This is a genomic window from Paenibacillus sp. MZ04-78.2 (assembly GCF_024213375.1).
Classification (GTDB): domain Bacteria; phylum Bacillota; class Bacilli; order Paenibacillales; family NBRC-103111; genus Paenibacillus_G.
The window spans coordinates 101,863-126,225 of the sequence record NZ_JANAVJ010000014.1 but is presented as its reverse complement, the minus strand read 5'-3'; the positions used below and the strand labels follow the sequence as shown (position 1 = coordinate 126,225).

Here is a 24,363-nt window from a genome sequence, read left to right as displayed (position 1 = left end):
CTTACTTCGGTTACCGGCGCATGACAAATTTTCTCCAGGATCAGGGCTTCATGATCAATCGTAAACGCGTACGCCGTCTGATGCAGCTCATGGGTCTGGAGGCAATCTATCCAAAACCGAACTTGAGCAAACGTCTCCATGCCAAATACACACGTCCCTATTTACTTCGTGGCTTAACCATTGACAGACCCAATCAGGTCTGGGGAATCGATATCACCTATCTGAGGATGGGCAAAGGATTTATGTATTTGTTCAACATCATTGATTGGTACAGCCGCAAGGTAATTGACTACGAGTTATCCAGCACGCTCGAAAAGGGCTTTGTTTTGACGTGCCTTAAACGTGCATTCAGCCACTGCAAGCCCGAGATCATGAACAGCGATCAAGGCTCTCATTTTACCAATGCAGATTATCTGGAGCTGCTAGAAAAAGAGGGGATCAAAGTGTCGATGGACGGTAAGGGCCGGGCAACGGATAACAGCCGTACAGAGCGTTACTTTCGATCGCTTAAATACGAATGTATCTTCCTAAATGAATTTGAAGACCCTCGCGCGCTGCGCAAAGGGATAGCTTGCTATGTCCAGTTTTATAACCAGGAACGCCCCCATCAATCTCTTGGCGGGTCTAAGCCCTGTCAATATCATGCCCAGAACGATGAAAAAATCGTATCCTAATTTAATAGATTACGAGAATGGAGGACATAACTTATCCCTCGAAAAATCGTGTCTTGACAATGGGGAGCATTACAAACTGGGTACGCAAGCTTAAGAACAACCTGCTGGGAACCAGCCTGCAAACCAAGCTGCTTTTGGCGGTATTGCCGCTTGCTATTATTCCGCTCGCTGTTTTGGGAACGTTTTCATATCACAAATCGGCGCAGGTCGTACAGCAGCAGGTATGCCAGACCATTCTGGAAAGCTTGTCGCAGGTGAACTACAGTCTGGACTATTTTGTAAAAGATATCGAGCAGCTCACGATGTACATCTACAGCAGCCGCGACATTCAGGACGTGCTGTCCAAGCCGGCGGACCGGCCGCTTGCGGAGAAGCATCAGGACAAGCAGAAGGTGGGCGAGGTGCTGGATACGTTTCTCGGATTCAAGAACTGGGACATTTCCATTTACTTGCTGGGGGAAAACGGGGATCGTTATTTTACCGGCGAGCTGCTGCCCGGGGCTTACGACGATTATAACGCCTCTTGGGGGCTTTTCCGGAAAATGAGGCTTGCTGGCGGCAATGTCGTCTGGGATACGCATTACAGCATGAAGAAGACGGACGATTTCGGCATCGTGCTCAGCAGCGGCCGGCTTCTGAAGCGGATCGATACGAATGCGCCGCTGGGTTATTTGGTCGTGGACATGATGGAACATGCGCTCGCGGACAAGTACAAAAAAGCGCATTTGCAGCCGGGCGGACAGATGCTGCTGCTGGACCGCAACGGCTATATCATCTCCAGCACGCCGTCCAAGCAGAAGGTCGGGACGAAGCTGGAGGAGCCATTTGTAGACCGGGTGCTTGCGGGCGGCAAAGGCTTCTTCGAGCAGACCGGCGAAGGAACGCCGCCCGTCATGGTCGTGTACGATACGTCCGAGGTGACTGGCTTCAAGCTGGTGAACGTGCTGCCGGTGGCGGCGCTGACGCGGGAGAGCAGCAGCATCCGCAATCTGACCCTGCTGGTCATTGCCGTCGGCGCAGCCGTTTCATGCGTGCTTGCCTATGTGCTGTCCGTGAACATCACCCATCCGCTGCGCAAGCTGAAATCGCTGATGCGAACGGTGGAAACGGGCAATCTGGACGTCGCCTTTCCGACGAAGTACAAGGACGAGGTCGGGCTGCTCGGCCGCAGCTTCAATGCGATGGTGCAGCGGATCAAGCAGCTGATCGACGAAGTGTACAAAAAGCAGCTCATGCTCCAGGAAGCGGAGATCCGGGCGATTCAGGCGCAGTTCAATCCGCATTTTCTGTACAATGCGCTCGATTCCATCAACTGGATGGCCCGCATTCATAAGCTCGATCACATTAGCCGGACAGTCGTCTCACTCGGCGAGCTGCTCCGGTTCAGCATCCGCAAAGGGCAAGCGCTGATTCCCGTATGCGAGGACATGCAGCAAATCCGCAATTTTCTTACGATCCAGCAGATGCGTTACGGGGACAAGCTGGAGGTGCATATCGAGCTGGACGAGGAGGTCGAGCGGCTTTACACGCTGAAGCTGATGCTGCAGCCGATTGTGGAAAATGCGATCACGCACGGGCTCGAAATGAAGCGGGGACCGGGGCATCTCTGGATTACCGGTAAGGTAGTGGGGGAGCGAGTCCGTTATGAAGTGCGCGACGACGGCGTCGGCATCCCGCAGGAGAAGCTCGAACGCATCACGTCGGGGCAGTTTGTATCGGCCGACGAGCGGAAGACGGGGATTGGCTTGGAAAATGTAAAAAAGCGGCTGCAGCTCTATTTCGGAGACTGTTATGTATTGAGTCTTGTCAGCCAGCCGCAGCAGGGAACGACAACGACGATCGAAATTCCGATCATTCGGACGCCGGGGGAGGATACGCATGTATAAGGTGCTTATCGTGGAGGACGAATGGCTCGTTCGGGAAGGGCTTAAGCATACGATCGACTGGGAAGACGTCGGCTGCCGCATCATGGGCGAAGCGTCCGACGGCGAGACGGCGCTCCGGCTGATGGAGGAGGAGACGCCGGATATCGTGCTCACGGATATCCGGATGCCGGAGATGGACGGTATCCAGCTCGCCAAGGAAATTGCATCCCGGTATTCGGGGATGAAGGTCGTATTTTTGACCGGCTTTGACGAATTCGCGTACGCCCAGCAGGCGCTCAAGCTGGGAGCCGCGGATTACGTGCTGAAGCCGACGAATCCGGACGAGCTGATGCAGTTGATGGGACGCATGGCGGCCAAGCTGGACGAAGAGCGGCAGCGGCGGACGGAGCGGGAACGCATGGAGCACAAGCTGGCGTTCGGCCAGCCGCTGATCGTCGAGAAGATGCTGTACGACTTGATGCTGGACCATGCGGGAGCGATGGAGCAGGAGCTGTTTCTGGAATATGCGGCCGAGCAAGGGGAGGTACTGGACACGTTCCGGATCGCCCTGCTCTATGCGGAGCCGTCTCCAGGAGAATCCGCGCCGCCGGGCGAGCTGTACCGGAGCATCGCGGCATGGAGCTCCGGCCTGTCGTCGTATCCGCTCGTACGCATGAACGATGCCAAATATGCGCTGCTGCTGGACCGGGAGACGGAACGCGCGGAGCTGTACCGGCTGCTGAATGTGGTCCGTCTCAGCGCATCGCAAGGGTTGCAGCGGCAACTGGTGCTTGGGGTCAGCGGGCGGCACAACCGTCTGGATCAGGTTAACGCAGCGTTTCAGCAGGCGACGCACGCTTTGGTGACGTCGTTCTTCTGGGGCGGGGAACGGATCGCCTGGTTTGAGGATACGCAGCGGCTCGCGGCGGAGGTTCCCGCGCTGCCCGGCTTGCTGGAGGAGCTGATCGAGGCGGTCAAATGGGGAACGGAAGCGTCCATCCGGGCGAAAAGCCAAGCTTGCTTCACGTGGATCGTACAGCATCACCCGACGAACGAGCTGGAGGCGAGAAAGGCGTTTTTCGGCTGGATCGTATCGCTCTATACGATGCTGCTTCGCGAGGACGAGCTGCGGCTCATCGTGCAGGATTCGGCCCTTCTGTTGACCTCTCTGGACCGGACGGTCCGGCTGGAGGACGGACTGGAGCGGCTGAACGGGATGCTGCTTTCCTGGAGCGCCCGTTATCGGGAACAAACGAAGCCGCAAGCGCGAAGCGGGTTCGAGGAGATCGAGGACTATATCGGGCGGCATTACGCCGAGGAAATTACGCTTCAGAGCATTGCGGAGCGCTGCAATATGAGCGAGAGCTACTTTAGCCGCTTGTTCAAGAAGCAGGTCGGCACGAGCTTCGTCGATTATTTGACCGCCTTGCGGATGCGCCGGGCGAAAGAGCTGCTTACGAACCCGCGGCTGAAAATATACGAGGTCGGGCTTCAGGCGGGCTATCAGGACTCGCGCTATTTCAGCCAAATTTTCCGCAAATATACCGGGGAGACGCCGACGGAGTTCCGCAAGCGGCTCGGTATCCCTAACGTTCCGATTTGAGTGTATCGCTTGGCAGTGTGAGGCCGCCGGACTCCCGTGTCCCCGGTAGCCTCGCTAATTTGTAGATAAAAAAGCTACATAGCTTAATTGTCCTACATTGTTTTATGTTGTTGCAGTTATATGTTAAAATTGATACAATTTAACGGAACAAGGCAATGGACCGAACGTATGAGTTGTGCTCCTGTCCATCTTGGCCATAGCCATGTTTGGCATCCCCTTCGCGCTTAACATCCCGGCACTGGGCTTACTGCCATTTCTCTTGTGGGGAGCGTCCGCATGGGCTTCGTTAGCCCCGCAGCAGCATGCCTTGCTCCTTGCACAGCGCAATCACGCTGAAGCGGTCGTGGCCTTAAACAGCTCGGCGAATTATTTAGGGAGCGCCGTGGGCTCATTTGCCGGAGGCGTTGCCCTGTTCGCGGGTTTTCCTCCGTCCTTTCTTCCTTTTGCCGCGGGGAGTGTGATCTTGTTGGCCGTTCTCGGACAACTAAGAATACTTCGCCGCTACACGTGATGCTGCGGCTAAGTCTGATCCTGTGTACCGAAAAACCGTCCATACCCATGGACGGTTTTTTTGCTATGCCGAAAATTAGTGCAAAAAATTAAACAAAAAAGAAATTTCACCGCATTGAGAGCGTTTACTTTAGCGATTATAGTGAATAACAGAAGAAAGAAATTCGGCGGGACACATCAAGCGAAGTTGACGAAAGCGCTTTTTTACGAAAGCAAGGTCCGCTTTTGTCCCGGATTTCTATCCACATCAAACAAACCTAATACGGAGGGGTTCTACAGATGAAAAAAGCGTTTACGAGCATTTTCGCTTCGCTGCTTCTGGTTACGACGCTGGTTGGCTGCGGCACAGAGCAGGCGGCACCGCAAAAAACGGCATCCGGTGATACGGGAACGAAAAACGAGTCCAAAAAAGCGGGCAAGCTGACGCTGTACTCACCTAACGCCGCCGAAGTCAATAACCCGATCATTAAGGAATTCCAGGACCGCACGGGCATCGAGGTGCAGTTGATCTCCGGAGGCACGGGCGACCTGCTGAAACGGGTGCAGGCGGAAGCGGTTTCCCCGCAGGGCGACGTGTTCTGGGCCGGCGGCGCCGACTCGCTGGAGGCGTACAAGAAATTTTTTGAGCCGTACAAGACGAAAGAAAACGATAATCTGCTGCCGGAGTACATCGACAAAAACGGCGTATGGACGCCGTTCGCCGCGCTGCCGATGGTCATCATGTACAACAAGGAGCTTGTGAAAGCGGGCGAGGAGCCGAAGAGCTGGAACGATCTGCTCGATCCGAAGTGGAAAGGCAAAATCGCTTACGCCGACCCGGCCAAATCCGGTTCGTCGTATACGCAGCTCGTGACGATGCTGACCGCTTTCGGCAAGGACGACAAGGGCTGGGATTTCGTCAAGAAATTTGTGAAAAACCTGGACGGCAAAGTGCTGTCGGGCTCGGGTCTCGTGTATAAAGGCGTCGCGGACAAAGAGTTCGCGCTGGGCATCACCTTGGAGGAAGCGGCGCTGCGCTACGTGGAAGGCGGGGCCAAGGTAGGCATCGTGTACCCGTCCGAAGGCACGTCCGCCGTACCGGACGGCGCGGCGATCATTAAGGGCGCGCCAAACATGGAGCAGGCGAAGCAGTTCATCGATTTCCTCGTCGGCAAAGATGTGCAGTCCCTGATTCAAAAAGAATTCAAGCGCCGCTCCGTCCGCAAGGACGCCGAGCCGATTCAAGGCATCGTCCAAACGAAGGACATCAAGCTGGTCAACTACGACTTCGATTTCGCCGCGAGCAAGAAGGACGTCTCCGACCGGATTGCCGTCATGAGCGAGGGCGTCATCCAGCAGATCGCTTCTCCCGAAGACATCTACTCGTATCCCGCGAACAAGTTCGTGTCCAATTTTATCGGCACCTCGAATTTTATCGAAGGCCACTGCTCCGGCTATAACGAGGCGGCGCAGGAGGCGAGCCTGCGGCTGCTGGAGACGCAGTGGAGCCAGAAGCTGTCGAGACCGTACGAGGGAAAAGTATTGTTCTCGCTTCGGCCCGAACGGATTCGGTTGCGCGGCGATGAGCCGGGGGAGCGGCTGGTCCGGGGGACGATCGACAGCGTGACGTTTCTGGGTGAGAAGGTCAGCTATACGGTCCGGCTTTCCGACGACTCCGTCATCGAAATTCAGGAGCATGCGATCGAGCCGCACCGGATGAGAAAAGCGCATCAAACCGTGTATGTCGATCTACAGCTCGACAAGGCGACCATATTCGACGAATCGGGCAAGGAGGTTCTGTACCGTGCAGCCTACTAATGCCGCCCGGGCGCTGCGGCCCAATCCGTTCAAACGTCTGCTTCAACCCAAGCAGTGGGATTTCTGGACTTGGGTAACGGTGATCGTGTACGTGTTCCTGCTGGCGTTTATTTTGTACCCGCTCGTCTCGTTGTTTTACAACAGCTTTTTCAACGACAAAGGGGATTTTTCTCTAGAGAATTATGGGAATTTCTTGAAGCTAAAATATTACTACGGCTCGTTATGGAACAGCTTGAAGGTATCGGCGCTGGCAACGGTGTTCGCGATTCTCGTCGGGGTTCCGCTTGCGTACGTGACGGCCCGGTATAACGTCAAATTTAAGGGTCTGATCCAAATTCTCGTCATCATGTCGCTGCTGTCCCCGCCGTTCATCGGCGCCTATTCGTGGATCTTGATGCTCGGCAACAACGGCTTCATTACCCGGTTCCTCCAGGATATCGGGATTCCGTTCCAGTCGGTGTACGGCTGGAAGGGCATCGTGTTCGTGTTTACGCTGCAATTTTACCCGCACATTTACTTGTACGTGTCCGGCGCGCTCAAGACGATCGACACTTCGCTGGAGGAGGCGGCCGAAAGCTTGGGACGCGGCGCGTTTCACCGGCTGATGACCGTGACGCTTCCGCTCATTTTCCCGACGCTGTCGGCCGGGGCGCTGATGGTGTTCATGGCTTCGTTCGCGGACTTCGGCACGCCGATGCTGCTGGGCCAAGGGTTCAAGGTGCTGCCGATTCTCGCGTACGAGCAGTTCATCAGCGAAATGGGCGGCAATCCGGCGATGGCGAGCACGCTTAGCGTGATTCTGATCTTCTGCTCGACCGCGATTTTGTTCGTGCAGCGGTATTTCGTTTCGCGCAAAAATTATTCGATGACCGGTATGCGCACGCCGAAGGTGCAGCCGCTGAAGACGCTGCCGAAGTGGCTGCTGACCTTCGGGGCGCTGCTTGTGGCCTGCATTTCGATCATCCCGCAGGCGACGGTTATCGTGACGTCCTTCATTAAAACAAAGGGGCCCGTGTTTCACCCCGGCTTCAGCTTGAACAGCTATAAGGAAATTTTGTACCGGGTGCCGAAGGCCATTGCCCATACGTACAGCTTTTCGCTCATTTCCATCGTCATTATGATCGTGATGGGCATGCTGGTCGCTTACGTGCTCGTCCGCCGCAAATCGAAAATTACCGCGATGCTCGATGGTGTCCTGATGATTCCTTACGTCATGCCGGGCACGGTGCTCGGGATCAGCCTGATTATCGCGTTCAATAAGCCGCCAATCATTTTGACGGGGACGTGGGTCATTCTGGTGATCGCTTATGTGGTTCGCAAGCTGCCGTATACGATCCGCTCCAGCACCGCTATCCTGACGCAGCTCGATAAGAGTGTGGAAGAGGCGTCCATCAGCCTTGGCGTGCCGCCGATGAAAACGTTCTTCAAGACGACGGGACGGATGATGGCGCCGGGCGTCATGTCCGGAGCGATTCTGAGCTGGATTACGACGATCAACGAGCTGAGCTCGACGGTCGTGTTATACACCGGGGCAACCGCGACCATTTCGGTCACGATCTACAGCGAAGTGTTCACGGCGAATTACGGCACCGGCGCGGCGCTGGCTTCGATCCTGTCCATTAGTACGTTAATCTCGCTGTTAATCGCCAGTAAGCTGAGCAAAAAAGGGCTCCAGCTCTAATGGTCAGGTGCATGATGTCCGAAGGCATGTTCGTGATACAATGGAAATAAGAAGCCGCTCGTATCAGGAACTGGAGGAATCACCAACATGAAGCTGCGCACTTGGCCGGTCTGGCTTGTTCTCGGATGCATCGCCGCAGGGGCTTTGGTGTACGGATTAACTCACGGAAAGCTGTCGGAGGACGAACTGAAGCCGCCGGCCCCTCCCGCGTCGCTGTCGATCTGGGTGTACAGCAAAGGCTGGGAGGACGTCGTTCGCGCCTTCGGGCAAAGCTACCCTCAGATCGATGTCCAAATCCGCTCGTTTCGTTCTTACGAACAGTTGTACACCGAGCTGCTTGCGTCGATCTCGGCCGGGGCGGCTCCGCAGCTTGCGGAAATCCACAGCTTCTACGGCGTCGCCCAACTCGCGACCACCGGTGCGGCGCTCCCCGCGGGGGATGTGTTGACCGCCGGGAAGCCGATGTTTCTTCCGGCCTTTTCCGCCGCGTTCCGGTATCAGGACAAGGATTGGGCCGTTCCTTTCGGAGGCAGCGTGCCTGTGCTTTACTACCGGGAGGAGCCGTTCAAGCGGATGGCCGGGCGTGCCCCGGCGTTAGGCACCTGGGAGGAGGTCCGGCAGACGCTGTCGCTCGCCAAGGAGCCTCCGGGGGAAGAGGTGTCGAAGGGCTACGGCACGATGACGGTGGATAAAGAGCTGCCCTGGTTTTGGGCAAGCCTGAGCTATGCCCCGAAGGAATCCGGTGCTTCGGCCGCGGAACGGACGCGAAGCGCGCTGGAGCTATGGCGGAATTTGACGCACGAATCCAAGCTGATGAAGCCTTTGCAGCACGATACGGCGGCAAGCGATTTTATTAACGGCAAGGCCGGGATGTACGTCGGCTCTTCCGATAAGCTGCCCACGGTTGAACGCTACATCGGCGGCAAGTTCTCATTCGATCTGGCGAAGCTGCCCGCCTGGAAGCAGGAGGCGCTTTTGCCCAGCGTGCACGGGCTTGTGGCATTGAAGAGCGGTTAACCCTAAAGGGAACCGCCGAATGGAACGAGGACGCGCTGGTCGTTAATCCGGGCGTATCGATGTACGGGGTGCTTGACGGAGCGACCTCTCTGCATCCGTTCCGCGGGCCTAACGGGGAAACCGGAGGATATTTGGCTTCCCGGACGATTCAGCAGTATCTGGAATCGCTGCAGGCGGAGGACTTGGCGGGCATCGATTTGAAGGAAGCCATCGTTCAAGCGAATGTCCGTCTGAGGGAAAAGATGAAGGAAGCGGGAATCGATCTGACCGATCCAGCGGCGCTGTGGACCAGCGCACTGGCGATTGTCCGGGTTCACGACCGTTATATCGATTACGCGCAGGTGGGCGATTGCATGATCGCCGCCACTTATGCCGACGGGACGATCCGCACCATGTCCCGCGACCAGGTCGCGCACATCGATTACGAGTCCAAGAAGATATGGGAGGAAGCCCTCCGCACCGGCGTCCAGACGCGGGAAGAGCTGTGGGAGCTCGTGAAGCCGCACATCCGCAATAACAAAACGAGGATGAATACGTTAAGCGGCTACTCCGTACTCAGCGGGCAGCCAGAGGCGAACGATTTCATCGAATACGGGCGGATCAACCGCATCCGGCTGCGATCGATTTTGATCGTGAGCGACGGGTTGTTCCCTCCGAAGACGAGCGCACAGCCGCCTGCTGACGGAATTGGCGAGTTGGTGACTCTTATCAAGGAAAAGTCGCTGGAAGGCTATGCGAAGTGGCTGATGGATTTGGAGGCGGAGGACAAGGAATGCCGCAAATACCCGCGGTTCAAAGTATCCGACGACAAAACGGCGGTCCTGATTCGTTTTGACGTTGAATAGTATTGGTGCGAAGCAGACGGAAAATTCCGTTCCTATAGAGTGACATAGATCAAGTTTGTTTCCACGCGCCGCAGGGGTCAACAACCTACCGTTTGATTACGCAGTTGGTTTCACGACGAGATCCCGCAACGACACCCGCCTAACTTTGGTTAAGGCGGGTGTTCGTGATTTTTATTCGGGGCCCTGCAACGGTACGGAGTCGCTGCAAGGCCCCCGGAGTGCCGCAAAGACAAGTGCCCGAATGATTATGTCCTTCTATCTGTTCATAAAGAAACGGCTTAGCAATATGGAAGTATGCTTTTCGGAGATCATCCTTGACCTGTACCTGTGGTTAAGCACCTACAATAATGATACCCAAGCATGGTATAATAAGAAGAAATGGAGTTGATTGTCAGATGCAAGAGCTTCTTGACCCCCGGAATGATTTTGTCTTCAAACGAATCTTTGGCAGTGAAGACAATAAAGATGTGCTGCTTGCGTTCTTGAATCGTACATTTGCCGAATCCGGCGAGCTGCCGCTGACCGAAATTGTGCTGCTCAATCCGTATACCGATAAAGATGCACCGCTCGATAAGCAGTCCATTTTTGATATTTGGGCGAAGACCGTCGAAGGTAAATTAATCAATATCGAAATGCAGCTTTTCAATAAATACGATATCGAGAAACGGACGCTGTACTACTGGAGCAAGCGCTACTCCAGCCAGTTGCAGGAAGGACAGACCTACAAGGAACTGAAGAAATGCGTGACGATCAATATCTTGAACTACTCGTGTATTGCCAACGACCGTTATCATAATGTGTTCCATCTGAGGGAAGATCACACGGGCCTGGAACTGAGCGACGACATCGAAGTCCACTTCATGGAGCTATCCAAGCTGGACGATCAAGCGATTCCGGTGGAAGGCGGTTTGATCAACTGGCTGCTGTTTCTGAAGGGTGCCGACAAATCGAACTGGGAGGTGCTGAAGATGAATGAACCGACGTTGAAGAAAGCGATGGATACGCTGGAATTTCTAAGCCAGGATCGGGAAGCACGCCGATTGTATGAGGAACGGCAGAAGTATTTGCATGATGAAGCTTCCATGATCGAATGGGCTACGGAGAAAGGAGAACGTAAGAAAGCTATTGAAATCGCTAAGAATATGCTGGACTTGGGCATTGAAGTTTCGCTCATCGTCAAAGCCAGCGGACTAACCGAGGCTGAAGTCGAATCGCTCAAGCCAGTTCAATAATTCTTACGCCAATCAATTGACCGCCCTTCAAGCAAGGGTTGAACCGGAGTCTAAGCTATAATGGGTCTAAAAAAGGAGGCGCCTGACGATGGGAGAACCGGTCGGATTTTTATACGCGCACCCGGACGACGAAACCTTTTTGAGCGCGTGCCTGATCCGGCAACTGGCGGATGAAGGACATGCGCCCGTTCTGCTGCTGGCGACCAAGGGCGAAGCGGGGCAAAAGAACGGCTACGCGGCGCAAGCGACGAAGGAGGAACTGGCCGCGATCCGGGTCAAGGAAATGGAGAAAGCCGCCGCGGTCCTGGGCATTGCGGAAGTAGAGCATCTGGGCTTCCCCGACGGAAAACTGGACATGGTCGACGAGACGCTCTTTCTGGAGGCGGTCATCCGTTTCATCAACGAACACCGCTTGAAAATCATTGTGACGTTCCCGGAGGACGGCGGCAACTTTCACCCCGATCATATGGCGATTTCGCGGTTTGCGACAGCGGCCATACAGAGCGGGCGGTGCCCTTCGATCCAGAAGCTGTACTACATTCGGTCGAAGACGCTGACCGAGAAAGGCTATGAACCAACGCTTGTCGTCGATACGGAACAAGCCTGGAGCATCAAAGCGGAAGCATTGCGCGCCCATACGTCCCAGCTTCTTGCGATCGAGAGGTATTTCGGCAATTTGGACGTTTTCCCGGAGAACCGGCGCTACGAATCCTTTGTCTTGAACTGGGAACGGGGGCAGCGCTGGCCTACCAAAACCGAGACCAGCCTATTCGACGATTTGCTCTGAACCGACGGTTCGACGGGAAAAGCAGTTATAAGCCTGTCGCACAAAAGCTCACGCCATTGTCATTGACTATTTCACCGACAAAGTACGTGAGTTTGACATTCACAATTTTTTATTATCACTCAAGACTGAGAGATAATAAGCATATTCCAAAGGCCTCCTATAAATTAATTTTTTGTCTTTAAAACACTTAATGTCTTCATATATATTTTTTTGTGGTTTTCCGTTAAGTTCAATAATCCATAGCTTTCCATGCTCGTCTAACACAAAATCCACACTCAATTCACCCAATGAACCCATATGAGTTTCTGCTTCTTGTGCAGCTCTTACACTTACCTCATACAGAGATTGGAGGAGGATTTCATTCATTTTTTTCGGCAGAAATAATCGCGGAAGAATTTCTGCAACATCATAAATGGCTTCACACATACTCGTGTTAAAGTAATGTTCATAAGCTACTCTACATGTTATGGCGGAAACCGTCCATTCTCCAAGAATACCTTTTTGAACAAGGACCCGGATATCAAAAAACTGATTATCAATTTGACTCATACGAATCCCTTGCTGAACCATGTATTTTTTTAATCCGAGAATTTCATCCAATTTTTCCTGAATGCCTTCATTTTTTCTGCAAATATATCTTGGTGCCAAACTGTGCAAAGAGATGTGAACATCACCATTATCCGTTAGTTCAACCCGATACACAGACTCTCCCTTAAATCCGTAAATAGGCTTAATGTATACCAGTTTATATTTTTCTAATAGTTCTGATACATTCACTTTATTATATAAAAATGTGTCTGGTACATAAGAGTTAATATTTGATTGTTTTAATAGCTTATAGAGATCCCACTTATTAAAAAAATTGATATTGTTAAAACATTTATTCCTACCAATCGCCTTCTCTAGGCGTTGAATCGTCATTATTTTTATTTTTTTGTTAAAACACCGGTTATAGACGACATGAGGAAAAGGGAATGAGCTTTGTTTCCATATGCCTTTATTCAGGCTTAGTCCAATAATACGTTGTTCCTTCCAATGAATATCTGCCGGGGTAAAGGCGTAAAGTTTCAGGTTTAGATTGTGATAACGTTGATAAAGCTTCAAAATTCTTTTTCTACTGCTCCTTTTAGTTACCAAAATACCTATGAATGGGCGATTCTTCATTCTCATCACTCCTTAGCCTTCGATCCCTTTCATTATCTAATGCAAGCGTGGAACATATGGTAGTGGACAATCACCTAGCTGAACAGAAACTAAGCGAATATATTGCTCTATTTACCTATTTTTAAAGTTGGATAGGCATTTACAAGCTTTATCTTTTTAAATTTTGAATATGATGAATCATGTTTGATAACAGGGAGATGAGAAGATGGGAAGATGTAATTGTCCTCCAGGACCTCCAGGTCCAGAAGGGCCACGGGGGTTCCAAGGACCAGCAGGACCTCAGGGTGTACAAGGGACAGCAGGACCTCAGGGTGAGCAAGGGCCAGCAGGACCTCAAGGTGGGCCAGCAGGACCTCAAGGTGAACAAGGACCAGCAGGACCTCAGGGTGTACAAGGGACAGCAGGACCTCAAGGTGAACAAGGACCAGCAGGACCTCAGGGTGCAGGAACGGGAGGATTAATTCCTTTTTCAACGGGTATCATCCTCAGTGGTGCTACAGTAGTCTCAGCTGCTCCAATTTTAATGGGTTTTGGTAATCATACGGTTGAAGTTATTGGCGGTTCTGGAGAATCAACTATGCCACCAGAAGCAGGCGGCTTTGCTTTTCCAATTCCCTTTGCGGGTACCATTCAAAATTTACAAATAAGTGTAGATTTATTGGTTGCTTCAGTGGTTTCTATAAATACTCTAGGTCTTCAATATGATTTTACAGTTTTCCGCGCACCTTCAGTCCCAAATAACGGGATTGATCATATTTCTTCACCTTACGTGACAACTCCGCTGACTAGCTCGGTTAGATTTGGATTTCCAAATAATATAATTACTGCCGGTACTTTCCGTACGGCAACGAATAGAAATATCGCGGGATCATTAATAGTGGCTGCGGGTGATCGTATTGGTATTCGTATAAGGACGCTTGCATCGACTGATCCCTCAGCAGCTGATATCACCCAACTCTCGTTTAGTGCAAGTCTATCTTATACTCCTTTTTAATAACTGAACTGGCAGATAAGCCTTGATGTAATTGGGCAAAGCTACGATCCACTTCTGGAGTTGACGCTGAATCATAGTCTGCATTTGAAGAAGACCTCGATGTCCCAGCTCATCCGGTAGATCCGGATGATGTCCTGAGCGCTCAAACTCAGGTCTGTTGAAAGAAGGGCAAGCCACTCGTTTTTCTTGGAGCGATGACGGAGAATACCCGGTGAGAGATGAGTGCGAATGAGACGAAGGATATAGCGTTTTTTTCCTTCTACGCGCGGTGCGGCAACATAGAGTTCTTTCAAGTTCAGCCGCTGCCCGTCCACCAGATAGCGCTTGTTATCGTTCTTGACCATGCCGATGACATGCATCCCGCGGCGGAGGACTTCCCGAATCAGCGGCGCATGCGTAAACCAGCTGTCCATGAGCGCAAACGGTGCCGAGATTCCGGCTTGGATGGCCCGGTCCAGCATGGCAGCGATGACGTGCGGAGCCGAGCACAATGCTTCCTTCCGACGCTTGTAGCCATGACTCCGTTTGTCGATGCTATCCATCATCCCGTTTATGCTGGATTTGACAGAGCTGAGCAGCGCAAAGTCCACCGGGACAAAGGAGTGCCCTTGGACCAGCCCATCGTCAGCATGCGAAAGCCCTTGTAGAAGGCGCCGTATGATCCTTAAAGCGCGCCAGCATCTCGACAGCTTTACTCCGGTTGTGTTCGAACATGGAATCGTCGAAGATGAGTGCGGTTTCCCGGCACTCAGAGGTCAAGGGCTCCATTCGTGCAATCGTTTCGGAGCTGAGCGACATGAGGAGTCGTCGCCAGGCATAACCTCCGTGATTCAAGAAACGGTACACCGCATCCTTGCCGGGAAATGCCCCGCCTTTCTTGCTTTCGAGCAGTCGAAACCAGTTCTTCTGATAGAACAGGAGGATGAATACAAGGCGAAATAGATAGGCGCAACCGAACTTCTTCTTGAAACACGCGCTATTCAAGTGTTTGATGACGTTCAATTCTTGAAAAGCCAGTTTGATTTCTTTTGGCAGTTGATCGAGAGACTGCTTTTGCTCTATCATGGAAAAGACACCTCTTCTGCGTGGTAGTGTAGACTTTAACACTCTCACTTTATCAAACGAAGAGGTGTTTTTCTATGTTTGTCAATCCGACTATTCAATTGACTTCAAAGCCAAGCTCCATGTGCTGTTCAGCTGATTTTGGCACATGCTGCGCCAAAGGGCTGCCGTCTTTTTTCTGCTGCAAAAAGCCATCGGGCCCCTCGTACCAGCCCCACATCGCCCGGAGACAGCACGTTCATTCGCCCTAAAGAGGTCCATTGGCCGACCCCTTTCACCTTGGTGAGTATCTCCTAATCCATTCCGAACAACTGGGGATTGACAGATGCAGGATAGCAATTTAAACTATTAACTGATAATGAGAATTATTATCAACAAAAGTACATACTTAGGGGGCTGCATCATGTCACGATCCATGCATTATGTTCTATTGGTTTTTTGCTGCGCCATACTATTCATCGCCGGCTGCGGAACGGCGAATCCCAATACTTCTTCCGCTCCGAAAGCCGCTTCCGGCACTGACGCCAAGAAGCCGGAGCAAGCTTCGACGCAAGAACAGGGCAAATCGCAAGATCCGTCGGCTCGGTCCATCAAGCATCTGCTTGGCACAACAGAGATCAAAGGCACGCCGCAGCGCATTGTCGCCATCGAATGGTCGGTTGTCGAGGGTGTGCTGGCGCTGGGCGTACAGCCGGTCGGTATTGCTGATGTCGAAAACTACAAAAAATGGGTGAAGGTGAAGCACGAGCTGTCCCCGGACGTGAAGGATGTCGGCAGTCGGTCAGAGCCGAGCTTGGAGCAAATCTCCGCGCTGAAGCCGGATTTGATCATCGCAACCAACCGCGTCGAAGCCTTCTACGATAAATTAAAAGCGATCGCGCCGACCATCGTGTTCCATCCGAACACGGAAAAGGAGCCGGATGCTTACGCGATGATGGAGAAAAATTTCCGAATTGTCGCGGACGCGCTGAACAAGAAGGGCGAAGGGGAGAAAGTGCTGAAGGAAGTTGACACCGCGATTGCCGGTTTGGCCGAAAAAGTGAAAAAAGCGGGCAAAGCGGACTCCGAATTCATCCTTGTTCAAGCTTTCTCGATGAAAAAATCGCCGACGATGCGCATCATGTCGGATAACGCGATGTCGGCCAAGGTGCTGATCAAGCTGGGGATGAAAAACGCGTTTAAGCCGAAGGGCTACGTGCAGACCTTTGAAGAAGGGGGCGTCGAGCCGCTGCTTGCCATGAAGAAAGCGAATTTCTTCTACATCGTGCAGGATGACGATAACATTTTCGCCAACCAGTTGAAGGAAAATCCGGTATGGAAAAACCTTGATTTCGTTAAGGAAAACCGGATGTACGCGATGGGTGGCGATACGTGGCTGTTCGGCGGACCGCTGTCGGCACAACTGATCGCTGAAAAAGCGGCGGCGGCGTTGACCAAATGAGAACGGAAAGAAGCGGCGTAAACGCTGCTTTCTTTATGCGCGGATGGGCCCCGCCCGTTCTCGTGTTCGGAGGAGGAGCGGCGCTCCTCCTCCTGCTCATGGTCGTCCATGTGATGCAGGGTGCCGCCGATTTGACTCCCCGCATGGTGCTTGAAGCGGTCTTCGCTCCGCAGGATACGGCCGAGCACCAGATCGTACGCACGCTGCGGCTGCCGCGAGTAATCGCCGGCATGCTGGCGGGCGGGGCGCTTGCGGTCGCGGGCGTGCTGCTGCAGACGATTACCCGCAACCCGCTGGCTTCGGCCGGTACGCTCGGCATCAATGCAGGCGCCTATTTCGCCGTCGTAGCGACTACCGTGTTCGCCCCGTCATGGATGGGCGTCTCGCCGATGCTGGTGGCGTTCGGTGGCGCCATCTTCGCGGCGGTGCTGGCTTATTCTCTCGCCGGGGGACTGCGCGCGACGCCGCTGCGCATGACGTTGGCCGGAATGATCGTATCAATGGCCGTGTCCGCGATGACCGGCGCGCTGCAGTTGATGTTCGAAGAGCAAACGAGCGGCCTGTTTCTGTGGGGCAGCGGCACGCTCGTGCAGAACGACTGGAGTGGCGTTAGCGCCGCTTGGCCATGGGTTGCGGCTGCCGCCGCGCTGGCTCTGGTTCTCTCCCGTTCGCTAGACCTGCTGCTGCTCAACGAGGAGACGGCGCAGTCGCTCGGTCAGCATGTGGGCCGAATCCGGCTGATCAGTCTGGTTCTGGCGCTGCTGCTTGCCGCGGTAATCGTCAGTATCGTCGGGCCGATCGGCTTTGTCGGGCTGCTCGCGCCGCACCTGGTCCGCTTGATCGGGGTGCGCAGCCACAAGCTGCTCATTCCGGCCTCCTTCTTATGGGGGGCCGTCATTTTGGTGGCTGCCGATGTCGGCACCCGGCTTGCCAACAACGATTCGTACGGCGAGCTTCCGGTAGGCGCCGTGACGGCGCTCATCGGAGGGCCTTGTCTCGCCTATTTATCTTACCGGGCGGCGCAAAAGCACCGCGAGGTGCCGAAGTCGTCCGCCACGTCGCTTGGCACGACGGCCCGCTTCCTCTCGTACCGGGCGCTCCTCGCTATATTCGGGGTGCTGCTCGTTGCGATCACGATCGTGGGCATGATCTTCGGCGATGTGAAAGTCCCGCTGCAAGACGTGCTGGCAGTGATTCAAGGCGAAGGCCCCGAGCTGGCCCGCTCGATTGTGCTCGACCAGCGGCTGCCCCGGATGCTCGTCGCGGCCTGCGCCGGCGCGGCGCTTGCGGTCAGCGGCCTGCTGCTGCAGGGGGTCGTGCGCAATCCGATGGCCGATCCGTCCATCGTCGGCGTTTCAGCGGGGGCTGGTGTCGGCGCTCTGCTTCTGCTGCTCGTTTGGCCGGGGCTGCCAATCGCGCTGCTGCCGTTTGCCTCCTTCGCCGGAGCGATCGCCGCGGCGCTGATCGTCTATCTCATCGCCCGCAAAACGGGCCTGCAGCCGGCCGTGCTGGCGCTCGTCGGGATCGCGGTATCCGCGTGCGGCTTGGCCGTCATTCAGCTCATCGTCGTCCAGTCCAAAATGAACGTGGCCGTGGGGTTAGTCTGGATTTCCGGCAGCACGTACGCGCGCGGCTGGGAGGAACTGGCGCAGCTCATTGTATGGCCTGTGCTGCTGCTGCCGCTGGCATGGATGATCGGGCGGAGGGTCGACATTTTGGCCTTCGGTCAGGAGGGCGCGCTGGGCCTTGGAGTCAACGTCGAGCAGACGCGGCTGAGAGCGGCGGCGATCGGCGTGGCGCTGGCGGCAGCGGCTGTATCGATCGTAGGCACAATTGGCTTCGTGGGGCTGATTGCCCCTCATGCGGCGCGCCTTCTAATCGGGCACAATCATCGTCGGCTCTTGCCGCTCGCTGCGCTGCTTGGGGCCGTCCTGCTCGTATTGGCCGATATCGTCGGCCGCAATCTGCTGCCACCCAAAGAAATTCCGTCGGGTCTGATCGTCTCGCTCCTCGGAGCGCCTTATTTTCTATGGCTGATGCGGTCATCACGCAGATAAATAGTTAAACCAACAAAGGGTTCCACTCAACCGAAGTCCCCGCAAAGCGCCCGGATTCCGTCCCGGAAAGGCCTTTATTTTGCGGGGATGCGTCGCGGTCGTGAACAAGCGAAAGTTAAAGAAATACAATTTTACAAAAATAATGGTTGACGTGCTCGCAGTAGGCATGATAAGATTTCACCAACTTGATGAACAACATAAAGCGAAGGGAGGTTAGGAACATGAGAAAGCATAACGCATTCGAACAATTGTTACATACCGAGCAAGGTTCCGCTCATGATTCCTTTCATAACCAACGCTTTTTACGTAGCTTTCGCGTACCTGTACGATGTCTGGCGCTTTCAGACGCATCGTAATTGGAATTCGGTAGGTAAGGCTGCGAATCGTCGTAGCCTTTTTCTTTTGCCTTCGTGGCGGGAAAAAGGGACGAAGCGCAGCTTTTTTGTTTGCTTAAATCCACGTGGAAGGAGAGAGTAGCGATGACGAATCATGATAAGATTGTCCATGTTCACGAGGTCCAATTTGAATACCAAACAAAGTCCAGTAGTCTTGGTCTGCTCCGAACCCCTCCTTCCCCGAAGGTCGGGCGATTCTGACATACGCTTCGGCGTATGTGAAATACGGAGATACAAGGCTGCCGGATCACGGCGGCTTTTCTTATGCCTTGGAACGAATCCGGGCGGAAGAAAAGCGCGTGAGCTAGCAGTCTTTTTCATTTTTAACGCGGCGCATTCGGCAAGCGGTTAAGCCACACGACTTTCACTCGTGCACTCGGCGGGTTCGAATCCCCCATGCGTCACCATTTTATCTTGGATAGGAAGTTGTCACAGAGGTTGCTGCTATTATTCGGCGGCTGGCAGACCTGCGGGCCGTCCCCGCGCCTATCCGTCCAACTCAGGGGAATCGCCAAGTGGTAAGGCAGCGGCCTTTGAAGCCGCGAGCGGTGGTTCGATTCCATCTTCCCCTATACTCACATGGAGCTGTGGAGAAGCGGGAGTTCTCGCCGGTTCGTCAGACCGGAGGCCGCGGGTTCAAGTCCCGCCGGCTCCAACCAAATACATAACGAAAGGATGCCGTGTACGTTGTACAGGTGACTACCATGAAGCGAACAAATCTTTTTACCATGCAGGATGACCTCACATTTCATAATGTGACAGAACGCCGCCTCCGCCTATGCCAACCGGCATACGAAACGGCCAGCTAGTCTGGTCATGTGAACTTGATAAATAAGGAAGAGATCAAACATGTTAAATGAAAAAACGGAAATTCGCTTAAGCAAATTTATGACCAAACTATTGAGGCATGATCCCAAAGCGTTCGGGCTCGTCCTGGACCCGACGGACGGATCGTGTGAATTAAAGGACATGATGCGCATCATCCAATCGCAGCCCAGGTGGGCGTCGATCACGCTGCAGGATGTAGAGCAGGTCGTGCGCAATTGCGATAAGCAGCGCTTCGAAATCGCGAATGGCCGCATCCGCGTCCGATACGGGCACAGCTACGAGAAGATTCGCTACGAGTCTGGCAATCCGCCCGAGACGCTGTATCATGGCACGAATCGTCATGCCGCGCCGGCGATTCTGCGGGAAGGCATCCGCTCGATGGGCCGCCAGTACGTGCATTTGTCCGAAGGGCTGCAGTTCGCCACCCTGGCGGGCAGCCGCCGAGGGGAGCTTGTCATCCTTCGCGTGGATACGGTCAAGGCTCGCAGCATGGGCGTAACGTTTTATTTCGCGGGAAATGAAGTGTGGTTGGCCGACGAGGTGCCGGCGTCCTGCTGCGCCATAGACGATGGGAAAGGAGCGAACAAACAATGAAGAAGCCGTCGTTAATTGATATCGGAGTCAACCTGATGCACCGCTCGTTTCATCCGGACCGCGACCAGGTCGTCGCGCGGGCGGAAGCGGAGGGCGTCTCCCCGCTTATTTTGACGGGGACGCACATGAGGAACAGTGAAGAAGCCGCGCGGTATGCGGCCCGGTTCCCGGGCAAGCTGTACTCTACCGCAGGCATCCATCCGCACGACGCCCGCAACTGCGGCCCGGACACGCTGGCACGGCTGCGGAAGCTGGCCGAGCTGCCTTCCGTCGTAGCGATCGGAGAATGCGGCTTGGACTACAATCGCGACTTCTCTCCGCGCGATGTGCAGCGAAAGTGGTTCGAAGCGCAGGTCATGCTGGCGTGCGAGCTGCGGATGCCGTTGTTCCTGCACGAGCGGGAGGCGCATGCGGATTTCGTCCGCATCTTGAAGACGCATCTGCACCGGATTGACCGGGCGGTCGTCCACTGCTTCACCGGCAGCGCAAGCGAACTGAAGACGTATCTCGATATGGGACTGTATATCGGGATTACGGGCTGGATCTGCGACGAGCGGCGGGGCAAGCATCTGCGGGAGCTGGTGCGGAGCATCCCGCTTGACCGGCTGATGATCGAGACGGACGCCCCGTTCCTGACGCCGCGGGATTTGCCCGTCAAGCCGGCGGACGGACGCAACGAGCCCGCGTTTCTGCCGCACATCTTGCAGGCCGTATCCGTTTGTACGAGCAAAAGCACGGAGGAAGTGGCCGAAGCGACGACGCAAACGGCCAGACAAGTTTTCGGGTTGTAGTTTTTATGGAAGAGGCCGCCGGATTTCCCGACGGCCTTTTTCAAATCTGCGCCCAGACTTCGATCATTCCTGCTGCGCAGAGGCTGAGGCGATCCTTGCCTTCATTTTCGCGATAACGTCTTGCGGCTGCGCCTGGCCTTCCGGAAGCTGGAGCAGCGATGCCAGCCCTTGGGACAGAAAGACGGACTCGGCTTTGCCGTTAAGCACGAGGAGCATGCCCTGTCCTTCGAATTCGACATAGCGGACCTGTTCGTCGTTCGCTGCAAGTCCGCGAGCGCTATGGTACAGCTTCAGCAAATCTTTACTCCGGTTTTTACCGCCCATCTTCACCGGCTCTTTGTCGTTCGCAATCAGAATCCCTTCCGGTACGCCGTTATTCATGACGAACCACAGGCGTTCGTTTGTCGACTGGAGCAGCTTCTTGAAAGAGGCGTCCGAATAGGCCTGAATTTGTTCGGCCGTGGCCGTGGCGTCGATCGCGAGGCTAAATTCGGATAATTGCGCGGCGGAGAGGGAGTCGCCGACCAAACTTTTCTCCTTCTGCTGTTGATGGATTTGAATAAAGTCCTGCAAGCCGATTTGCTCAGGAGAGTTGAAAGCGGCGTATCCGGCCATAGTGAATAGAAGACCTCCCGTCATGATCGCTGTCGTTAACATGAAAAGCTTCCGTTTTCCCATGATTCCACCCCTTTCCCTTTCTTATCTGCTCGTACGAATCGTTCCGCTCCATACGAAACGATTGTTGCTTTTAACTTCCCTCCGAAAGAAGTCTCCCACTTCTAAATCTTGCGAAGCTTGATGAAAGTGGGAGATGAATTTCGGTAGGCGAAGCCTAAAGTCTTTTTTATTGCCATATTTTCTATGATGAGATATAATCAGTCTTAGATAAAAGAAAGGCCATTATATCAATGAGGTTAGACAAAAGCAATCATTCGGTGTTCTCTATGTATTAACATCTTGTTTTGGTTTTGAAATATCGTAGAAAAGTGATGGATGATGCCATATCTGACTATGTGAAAGAAATGTTTGTTGCTGATAAAAAAGAGTTTCCACAAGGGATGAAGTGAGGTGATTCGACATAGCAAACAAGGCCTATAAGTTCCGATTGTACCCAACGCCTCAACAAGAACAACTGCTAGCAAAAACCTTCGGTTGCGTTCGTTTTATTTACAACAAAATGGTGGCTGAACGAAAGGAAACCTACGAACAATTCAAGGATGATCCAGATGCATTGAAGAAACAAAAGTTACCTACACCTGCAAAATACAAGAGTGAGCACCCTTGGCTAAAGGAAGTAGATAGCCTTGCGTTAGCAAACGCTCAGCTCCATCTGCAAAAGGCATACCAAAACTTCTTTTCCAGACGTGCTGAATTTCCGAAGTTCAAAAGTCGCAAAGCAAAGCAGTCCTATACAACGAACGTGGTCAACGGGAACATCTTGCTCTTGGATGGCTGTATCAAATTACCGAAACTGAAACTTGTAAAAATGAAGCAGCATCGAGAAATTCCGTCACATCACATCATCAAGTCTTGTACGGTTTCTCGAACAAAAACAGGAAAATACTATATTTCGATCCTCACCGAATACGAACATCAACCTGTACCAAAAGAAGTACAAGCTGTTGTTGGCTTGGATTTTTCCATGAACAGCTTATTTGTTGAAAGTGAAGAGGAGAAGACAGCCAATTACCCTCATTTTTATCGTCAAGCCTTGGAGAAATTAGCGAAGGAACAGCGTATTCTATCACGCAGAAAGAAAGGTTCTAACCGTTGGCATAAGCAACGATTGAACGTTGCAAAACTGCACGAAAGAATAGCAAATCAAAGAAAAGACTTTCTACATAAGGAATCGCACAGATTAGCGAAACGGTATGATTGCGTAGTTATCGAAGATCTCAACATGAAGGGAATGTCACAAGCCCTTCATTTCGGCAAAAGCGTTGCCGATAATGCATGGGGCATGTTCACGACATTTCTCCAATACAAGTTGGAGGAGCAAGGGAAAAGGCTTATTAGAATAGATAAGTGGTTTCCCTCATCCAAAACATGTTCAAGTTGCGGTCAAGTGAAGGAGTCTCTATCTCTTTCTGATCGTACATTCCACTGCGAATGTGGTTTTGTTGCAGATCGAGACTGGAATGCTTCGATCAATATCAAGCGTGAAGGATTGCGATTGTTAGCATAATCATATATAGAGCATGGAACAGGCTCGATAGCTAAGTAAATTTCGTACCGCTAGGTACGATTACCTTAGAAGCCCCCACCTCTAAGCGAAGCGTAGGTGGCGGGTAGTTCACAAGAGTTGAACGTTTGAGAATAATGATCGCCGTACCACGGGTCCATATAAGACACGTATTGGTTTCCGCCGGTTCCGGAATAGTAGCCGTCAAGAACAAAGAAGTGACCGATGGCCGCCCCGTTCGTCCAGCGGATAAAAGCAACCATCGGACGGCTTCCATTGACCTCGTTTTGGACCCATTGCAGCGTCGGAAGATAGTAGAAGTCGCTGCTGTTGACGCCGTAACGCTTCAAGCCGTACATGATTTCGCCTGTCGTGGCAGGGGCGTTGTAGAGCCCGCCTTTGACATATCGTACAAACTCCTCTTGAGAAACGAACTTTCCGTAATGCTGCAGGATCGGTACGGATACGCCCGCCCAGCACCAGTTGCTCATTTTTTGCTGCACGTTCGGTACGGTGGCGCCTCCGGCTGCGGCAGTCTGAACCGAAACCGGGGCCGGATCGGCGGCAACTGCAAAATTTGCGCTCACAATCAAGGTTAAGCCGACAATAAGCAACAATAATTTTCGCATCGCACGCTACTTCCTTTCCAAATTTTTTGGAGTTCCGGCAATGGCCGGAATGGCAAAAAAAACGGATCACCTCCCGCTACCTTCCGGTAATTCTCAGGGACGATGGACAAGGGAAATGTAAGCGCTATACATTTCGTTTCCAATACTAAGATGGATGACTTGTGGTGTAAATCCTGCAGCGGTAGTAGGTCTTTCCATGCCTCTTTCACGGTCCA

General features: G+C 53.3%; 19 protein-coding genes, 3 tRNA genes and 2 pseudogenes. 19 read left to right on the top strand and 5 right to left on the bottom strand.

Going from position 1 to position 24,363, the window contains the following annotated elements:
• The 9 genes from NLX71_RS13055 to NLX71_RS13015 form a co-directional block, all read left to right on the top strand.
• The coding region (locus tag NLX71_RS13055) for an IS3 family transposase (RefSeq protein ID WP_254364077.1) at positions 1-674 on the top strand (674 nt) is incomplete at its 5' end.
• Between the two features lie 59 nt (positions 675-733).
• Positions 734-2,560 (top strand): cache domain-containing sensor histidine kinase, encoded by a 1,827-nt coding sequence (locus tag NLX71_RS13050; protein ID WP_254364076.1) that lies wholly within the window; start codon positions 734-736, stop codon positions 2,558-2,560.
• Positions 2,553-4,142 (top strand): response regulator transcription factor, encoded by a 1,590-nt coding sequence (locus tag NLX71_RS13045; protein WP_254364074.1) that lies wholly within the window; start codon positions 2,553-2,555, stop codon positions 4,140-4,142. Before NLX71_RS13050 ends, NLX71_RS13045 begins: the two co-directional genes overlap by 8 nt.
• A gap of 789 nt (positions 4,143-4,931) precedes the next feature.
• Positions 4,932-6,449, top strand: a complete 1,518-nt coding sequence (locus NLX71_RS13040) for an extracellular solute-binding protein (RefSeq protein WP_254364072.1) — start codon at positions 4,932-4,934, stop codon at positions 6,447-6,449.
• Positions 6,436-8,130, top strand: coding sequence for an ABC transporter permease (locus NLX71_RS13035; protein WP_254364070.1), 1,695 nt, complete (start codon positions 6,436-6,438; stop codon positions 8,128-8,130). The genes NLX71_RS13040 and NLX71_RS13035 overlap by 14 nt, the downstream gene beginning before the upstream one ends.
• Before the next feature lie 87 nt (positions 8,131-8,217).
• Positions 8,218-9,147 (top strand): extracellular solute-binding protein, encoded by a 930-nt coding sequence (locus tag NLX71_RS13030; protein WP_254364068.1) that lies wholly within the window; start codon positions 8,218-8,220, stop codon positions 9,145-9,147.
• On the top strand, positions 9,063-9,992 hold the full coding sequence (locus tag NLX71_RS13025) for a protein phosphatase 2C domain-containing protein (RefSeq protein ID WP_309248947.1): 930 nt from the start codon (positions 9,063-9,065) through the stop codon (positions 9,990-9,992). Before NLX71_RS13030 ends, NLX71_RS13025 begins: the two co-directional genes overlap by 85 nt.
• Positions 9,993-10,387: 395 nt before the next feature.
• Positions 10,388-11,224, top strand: coding sequence for an Rpn family recombination-promoting nuclease/putative transposase (locus tag NLX71_RS13020; protein ID WP_254364064.1), 837 nt, complete (start codon positions 10,388-10,390; stop codon positions 11,222-11,224).
• Positions 11,225-11,312: 88 nt separating this feature from the next.
• Positions 11,313-12,011: a PIG-L deacetylase family protein gene (locus NLX71_RS13015; protein WP_254364062.1), complete on the top strand. Its 699-nt coding sequence runs from the start codon at positions 11,313-11,315 to the stop codon at positions 12,009-12,011.
• A gap of 99 nt (positions 12,012-12,110) precedes the next feature.
• Here NLX71_RS13015 and NLX71_RS13010 read toward each other — a convergent pair whose 3' ends face one another.
• Complete coding sequence (locus NLX71_RS13010; RefSeq protein ID WP_254364061.1) at positions 12,111-13,175, bottom strand: YheC/YheD family endospore coat-associated protein; 1,065 nt, start codon at positions 13,173-13,175, stop codon at positions 12,111-12,113.
• A gap of 107 nt (positions 13,176-13,282) precedes the next feature.
• Positions 13,283-13,648, bottom strand: coding sequence for a hypothetical protein (locus NLX71_RS26585; protein WP_302058218.1), 366 nt, complete (start codon positions 13,646-13,648; stop codon positions 13,283-13,285).
• 50 nt (positions 13,649-13,698) lie between these two features.
• Here NLX71_RS26585 and NLX71_RS13000 point away from each other — a divergent pair, with 50 nt between their 5' ends.
• Positions 13,699-14,169 (top strand): hypothetical protein, encoded by a 471-nt coding sequence (locus NLX71_RS13000; protein ID WP_254364090.1) that lies wholly within the window; start codon positions 13,699-13,701, stop codon positions 14,167-14,169.
• An 80-nt stretch (positions 14,170-14,249) separates the two neighbouring features.
• Here the strand turns inward: NLX71_RS13000 and NLX71_RS27305 are convergent.
• Positions 14,250-15,234, bottom strand: a pseudogene (locus NLX71_RS27305) (IS4 family transposase); the annotation flags it as partial.
• Between the two features lie 400 nt (positions 15,235-15,634).
• On the opposite strand from NLX71_RS27305, the gene NLX71_RS12990 reads away from it, so the two are divergent.
• The 7 genes from NLX71_RS12990 (at position 15,635) to NLX71_RS12960 (ending at position 21,337) form a co-directional block, all read left to right on the top strand.
• Complete coding sequence (locus tag NLX71_RS12990) at positions 15,635-16,672, top strand: ABC transporter substrate-binding protein (protein WP_254364060.1); 1,038 nt, start codon at positions 15,635-15,637, stop codon at positions 16,670-16,672.
• Positions 16,669-18,729 carry an iron ABC transporter permease gene (locus tag NLX71_RS12985; RefSeq protein WP_254364059.1) on the top strand — a complete coding sequence of 687 codons (2,061 nt, stop codon included), beginning with the start codon at positions 16,669-16,671 and terminating at the stop codon, positions 18,727-18,729. The genes NLX71_RS12990 and NLX71_RS12985 overlap by 4 nt, the downstream gene beginning before the upstream one ends.
• A gap of 725 nt (positions 18,730-19,454) precedes the next feature.
• Positions 19,455-19,531 (top strand) — tRNA-Glu (locus NLX71_RS12980).
• Positions 19,532-19,625: 94 nt separating this feature from the next.
• A tRNA-Gln gene (locus NLX71_RS12975) sits at positions 19,626-19,696 on the top strand.
• Between the two features lie 9 nt (positions 19,697-19,705).
• Positions 19,706-19,779, top strand: a tRNA-Asp gene (locus NLX71_RS12970).
• 194 nt (positions 19,780-19,973) lie between these two features.
• The gene (locus NLX71_RS12965) at positions 19,974-20,546 is read left to right on the top strand and encodes an RNA 2'-phosphotransferase (RefSeq protein ID WP_254364058.1); all 573 of its coding nucleotides are present in this window, start codon (positions 19,974-19,976) and stop codon (positions 20,544-20,546) included.
• A complete protein-coding gene (locus NLX71_RS12960) occupies positions 20,543-21,337 on the top strand; it encodes a TatD family hydrolase (RefSeq protein ID WP_254364057.1) in 795 nt (264 codons plus the stop codon). The genes NLX71_RS12965 and NLX71_RS12960 overlap by 4 nt, the downstream gene beginning before the upstream one ends.
• Before the next feature lie 63 nt (positions 21,338-21,400).
• Here the strand turns inward: NLX71_RS12960 and NLX71_RS12955 are convergent, their stop codons facing one another.
• Entirely contained in the window at positions 21,401-22,015 is a 615-nt protein-coding gene (locus tag NLX71_RS12955) for a hypothetical protein (RefSeq protein WP_254364056.1), read from the bottom strand.
• Positions 22,016-22,245: 230 nt separating this feature from the next.
• On the opposite strand from NLX71_RS12955, the pseudogene NLX71_RS27300 reads away from it, so the two are divergent.
• Together NLX71_RS27300 and NLX71_RS12945 are read left to right on the top strand one after the other, a co-directional pair.
• Positions 22,246-22,368 (top strand): annotated as a pseudogene (locus tag NLX71_RS27300) (transposase); the annotation flags it as partial.
• Positions 22,369-22,415: 47 nt separating this feature from the next.
• A complete protein-coding gene (locus NLX71_RS12945; protein WP_254364088.1) occupies positions 22,416-23,522 on the top strand; it encodes a transposase in 1,107 nt (368 codons plus the stop codon).
• A 65-nt stretch (positions 23,523-23,587) separates the two neighbouring features.
• Here the strand turns inward: NLX71_RS12945 and NLX71_RS12940 are convergent, their stop codons facing one another.
• Entirely contained in the window at positions 23,588-24,148 is a 561-nt protein-coding gene (locus NLX71_RS12940; RefSeq protein ID WP_254364055.1) for a C39 family peptidase, read from the bottom strand.
• Between the last annotated feature and the right edge of the window lie 215 nt (positions 24,149-24,363).

Bases quoted from the DNA above. Each gene is read 5' to 3' on its own strand.
- NLX71_RS13030 (WP_254364068.1), top strand. From the start codon at position 8,218: ATGAAGCTGCGCACTTGGCCGGTCTGGCTTGTTCTCGGATGCATCGCC.
- NLX71_RS12990 (WP_254364060.1), top strand. From the start codon at position 15,635: ATGTCACGATCCATGCATTATGTTCTATTGGTTTTTTGCTGCGCCATA.
- NLX71_RS13045 (WP_254364074.1), top strand. From the start codon at position 2,553: ATGTATAAGGTGCTTATCGTGGAGGACGAATGGCTCGTTCGGGAAGGG.
- NLX71_RS12960 (WP_254364057.1), top strand. From the start codon at position 20,543: ATGAAGAAGCCGTCGTTAATTGATATCGGAGTCAACCTGATGCACCGC.
- NLX71_RS13015 (WP_254364062.1), top strand. From the start codon at position 11,313: ATGGGAGAACCGGTCGGATTTTTATACGCGCACCCGGACGACGAAACC.
- NLX71_RS12955 (WP_254364056.1), bottom strand. From the start codon at position 22,015: ATGGGAAAACGGAAGCTTTTCATGTTAACGACAGCGATCATGACGGGA.
- NLX71_RS13000 (WP_254364090.1), top strand. From the start codon at position 13,699: ATGGGTTTTGGTAATCATACGGTTGAAGTTATTGGCGGTTCTGGAGAA.
- NLX71_RS12985 (WP_254364059.1), top strand. From the start codon at position 16,669: ATGAGAACGGAAAGAAGCGGCGTAAACGCTGCTTTCTTTATGCGCGGA.
- NLX71_RS13050 (WP_254364076.1), top strand. From the start codon at position 734: ATGGGGAGCATTACAAACTGGGTACGCAAGCTTAAGAACAACCTGCTG.
- NLX71_RS12965 (WP_254364058.1), top strand. From the start codon at position 19,974: ATGTTAAATGAAAAAACGGAAATTCGCTTAAGCAAATTTATGACCAAA.
- NLX71_RS13020 (WP_254364064.1), top strand. From the start codon at position 10,388: ATGCAAGAGCTTCTTGACCCCCGGAATGATTTTGTCTTCAAACGAATC.
- NLX71_RS12940 (WP_254364055.1), bottom strand. From the start codon at position 24,148: ATGCGAAAATTATTGTTGCTTATTGTCGGCTTAACCTTGATTGTGAGC.
- NLX71_RS13010 (WP_254364061.1), bottom strand. From the start codon at position 13,175: ATGAAGAATCGCCCATTCATAGGTATTTTGGTAACTAAAAGGAGCAGT.
- NLX71_RS13040 (WP_254364072.1), top strand. From the start codon at position 4,932: ATGAAAAAAGCGTTTACGAGCATTTTCGCTTCGCTGCTTCTGGTTACG.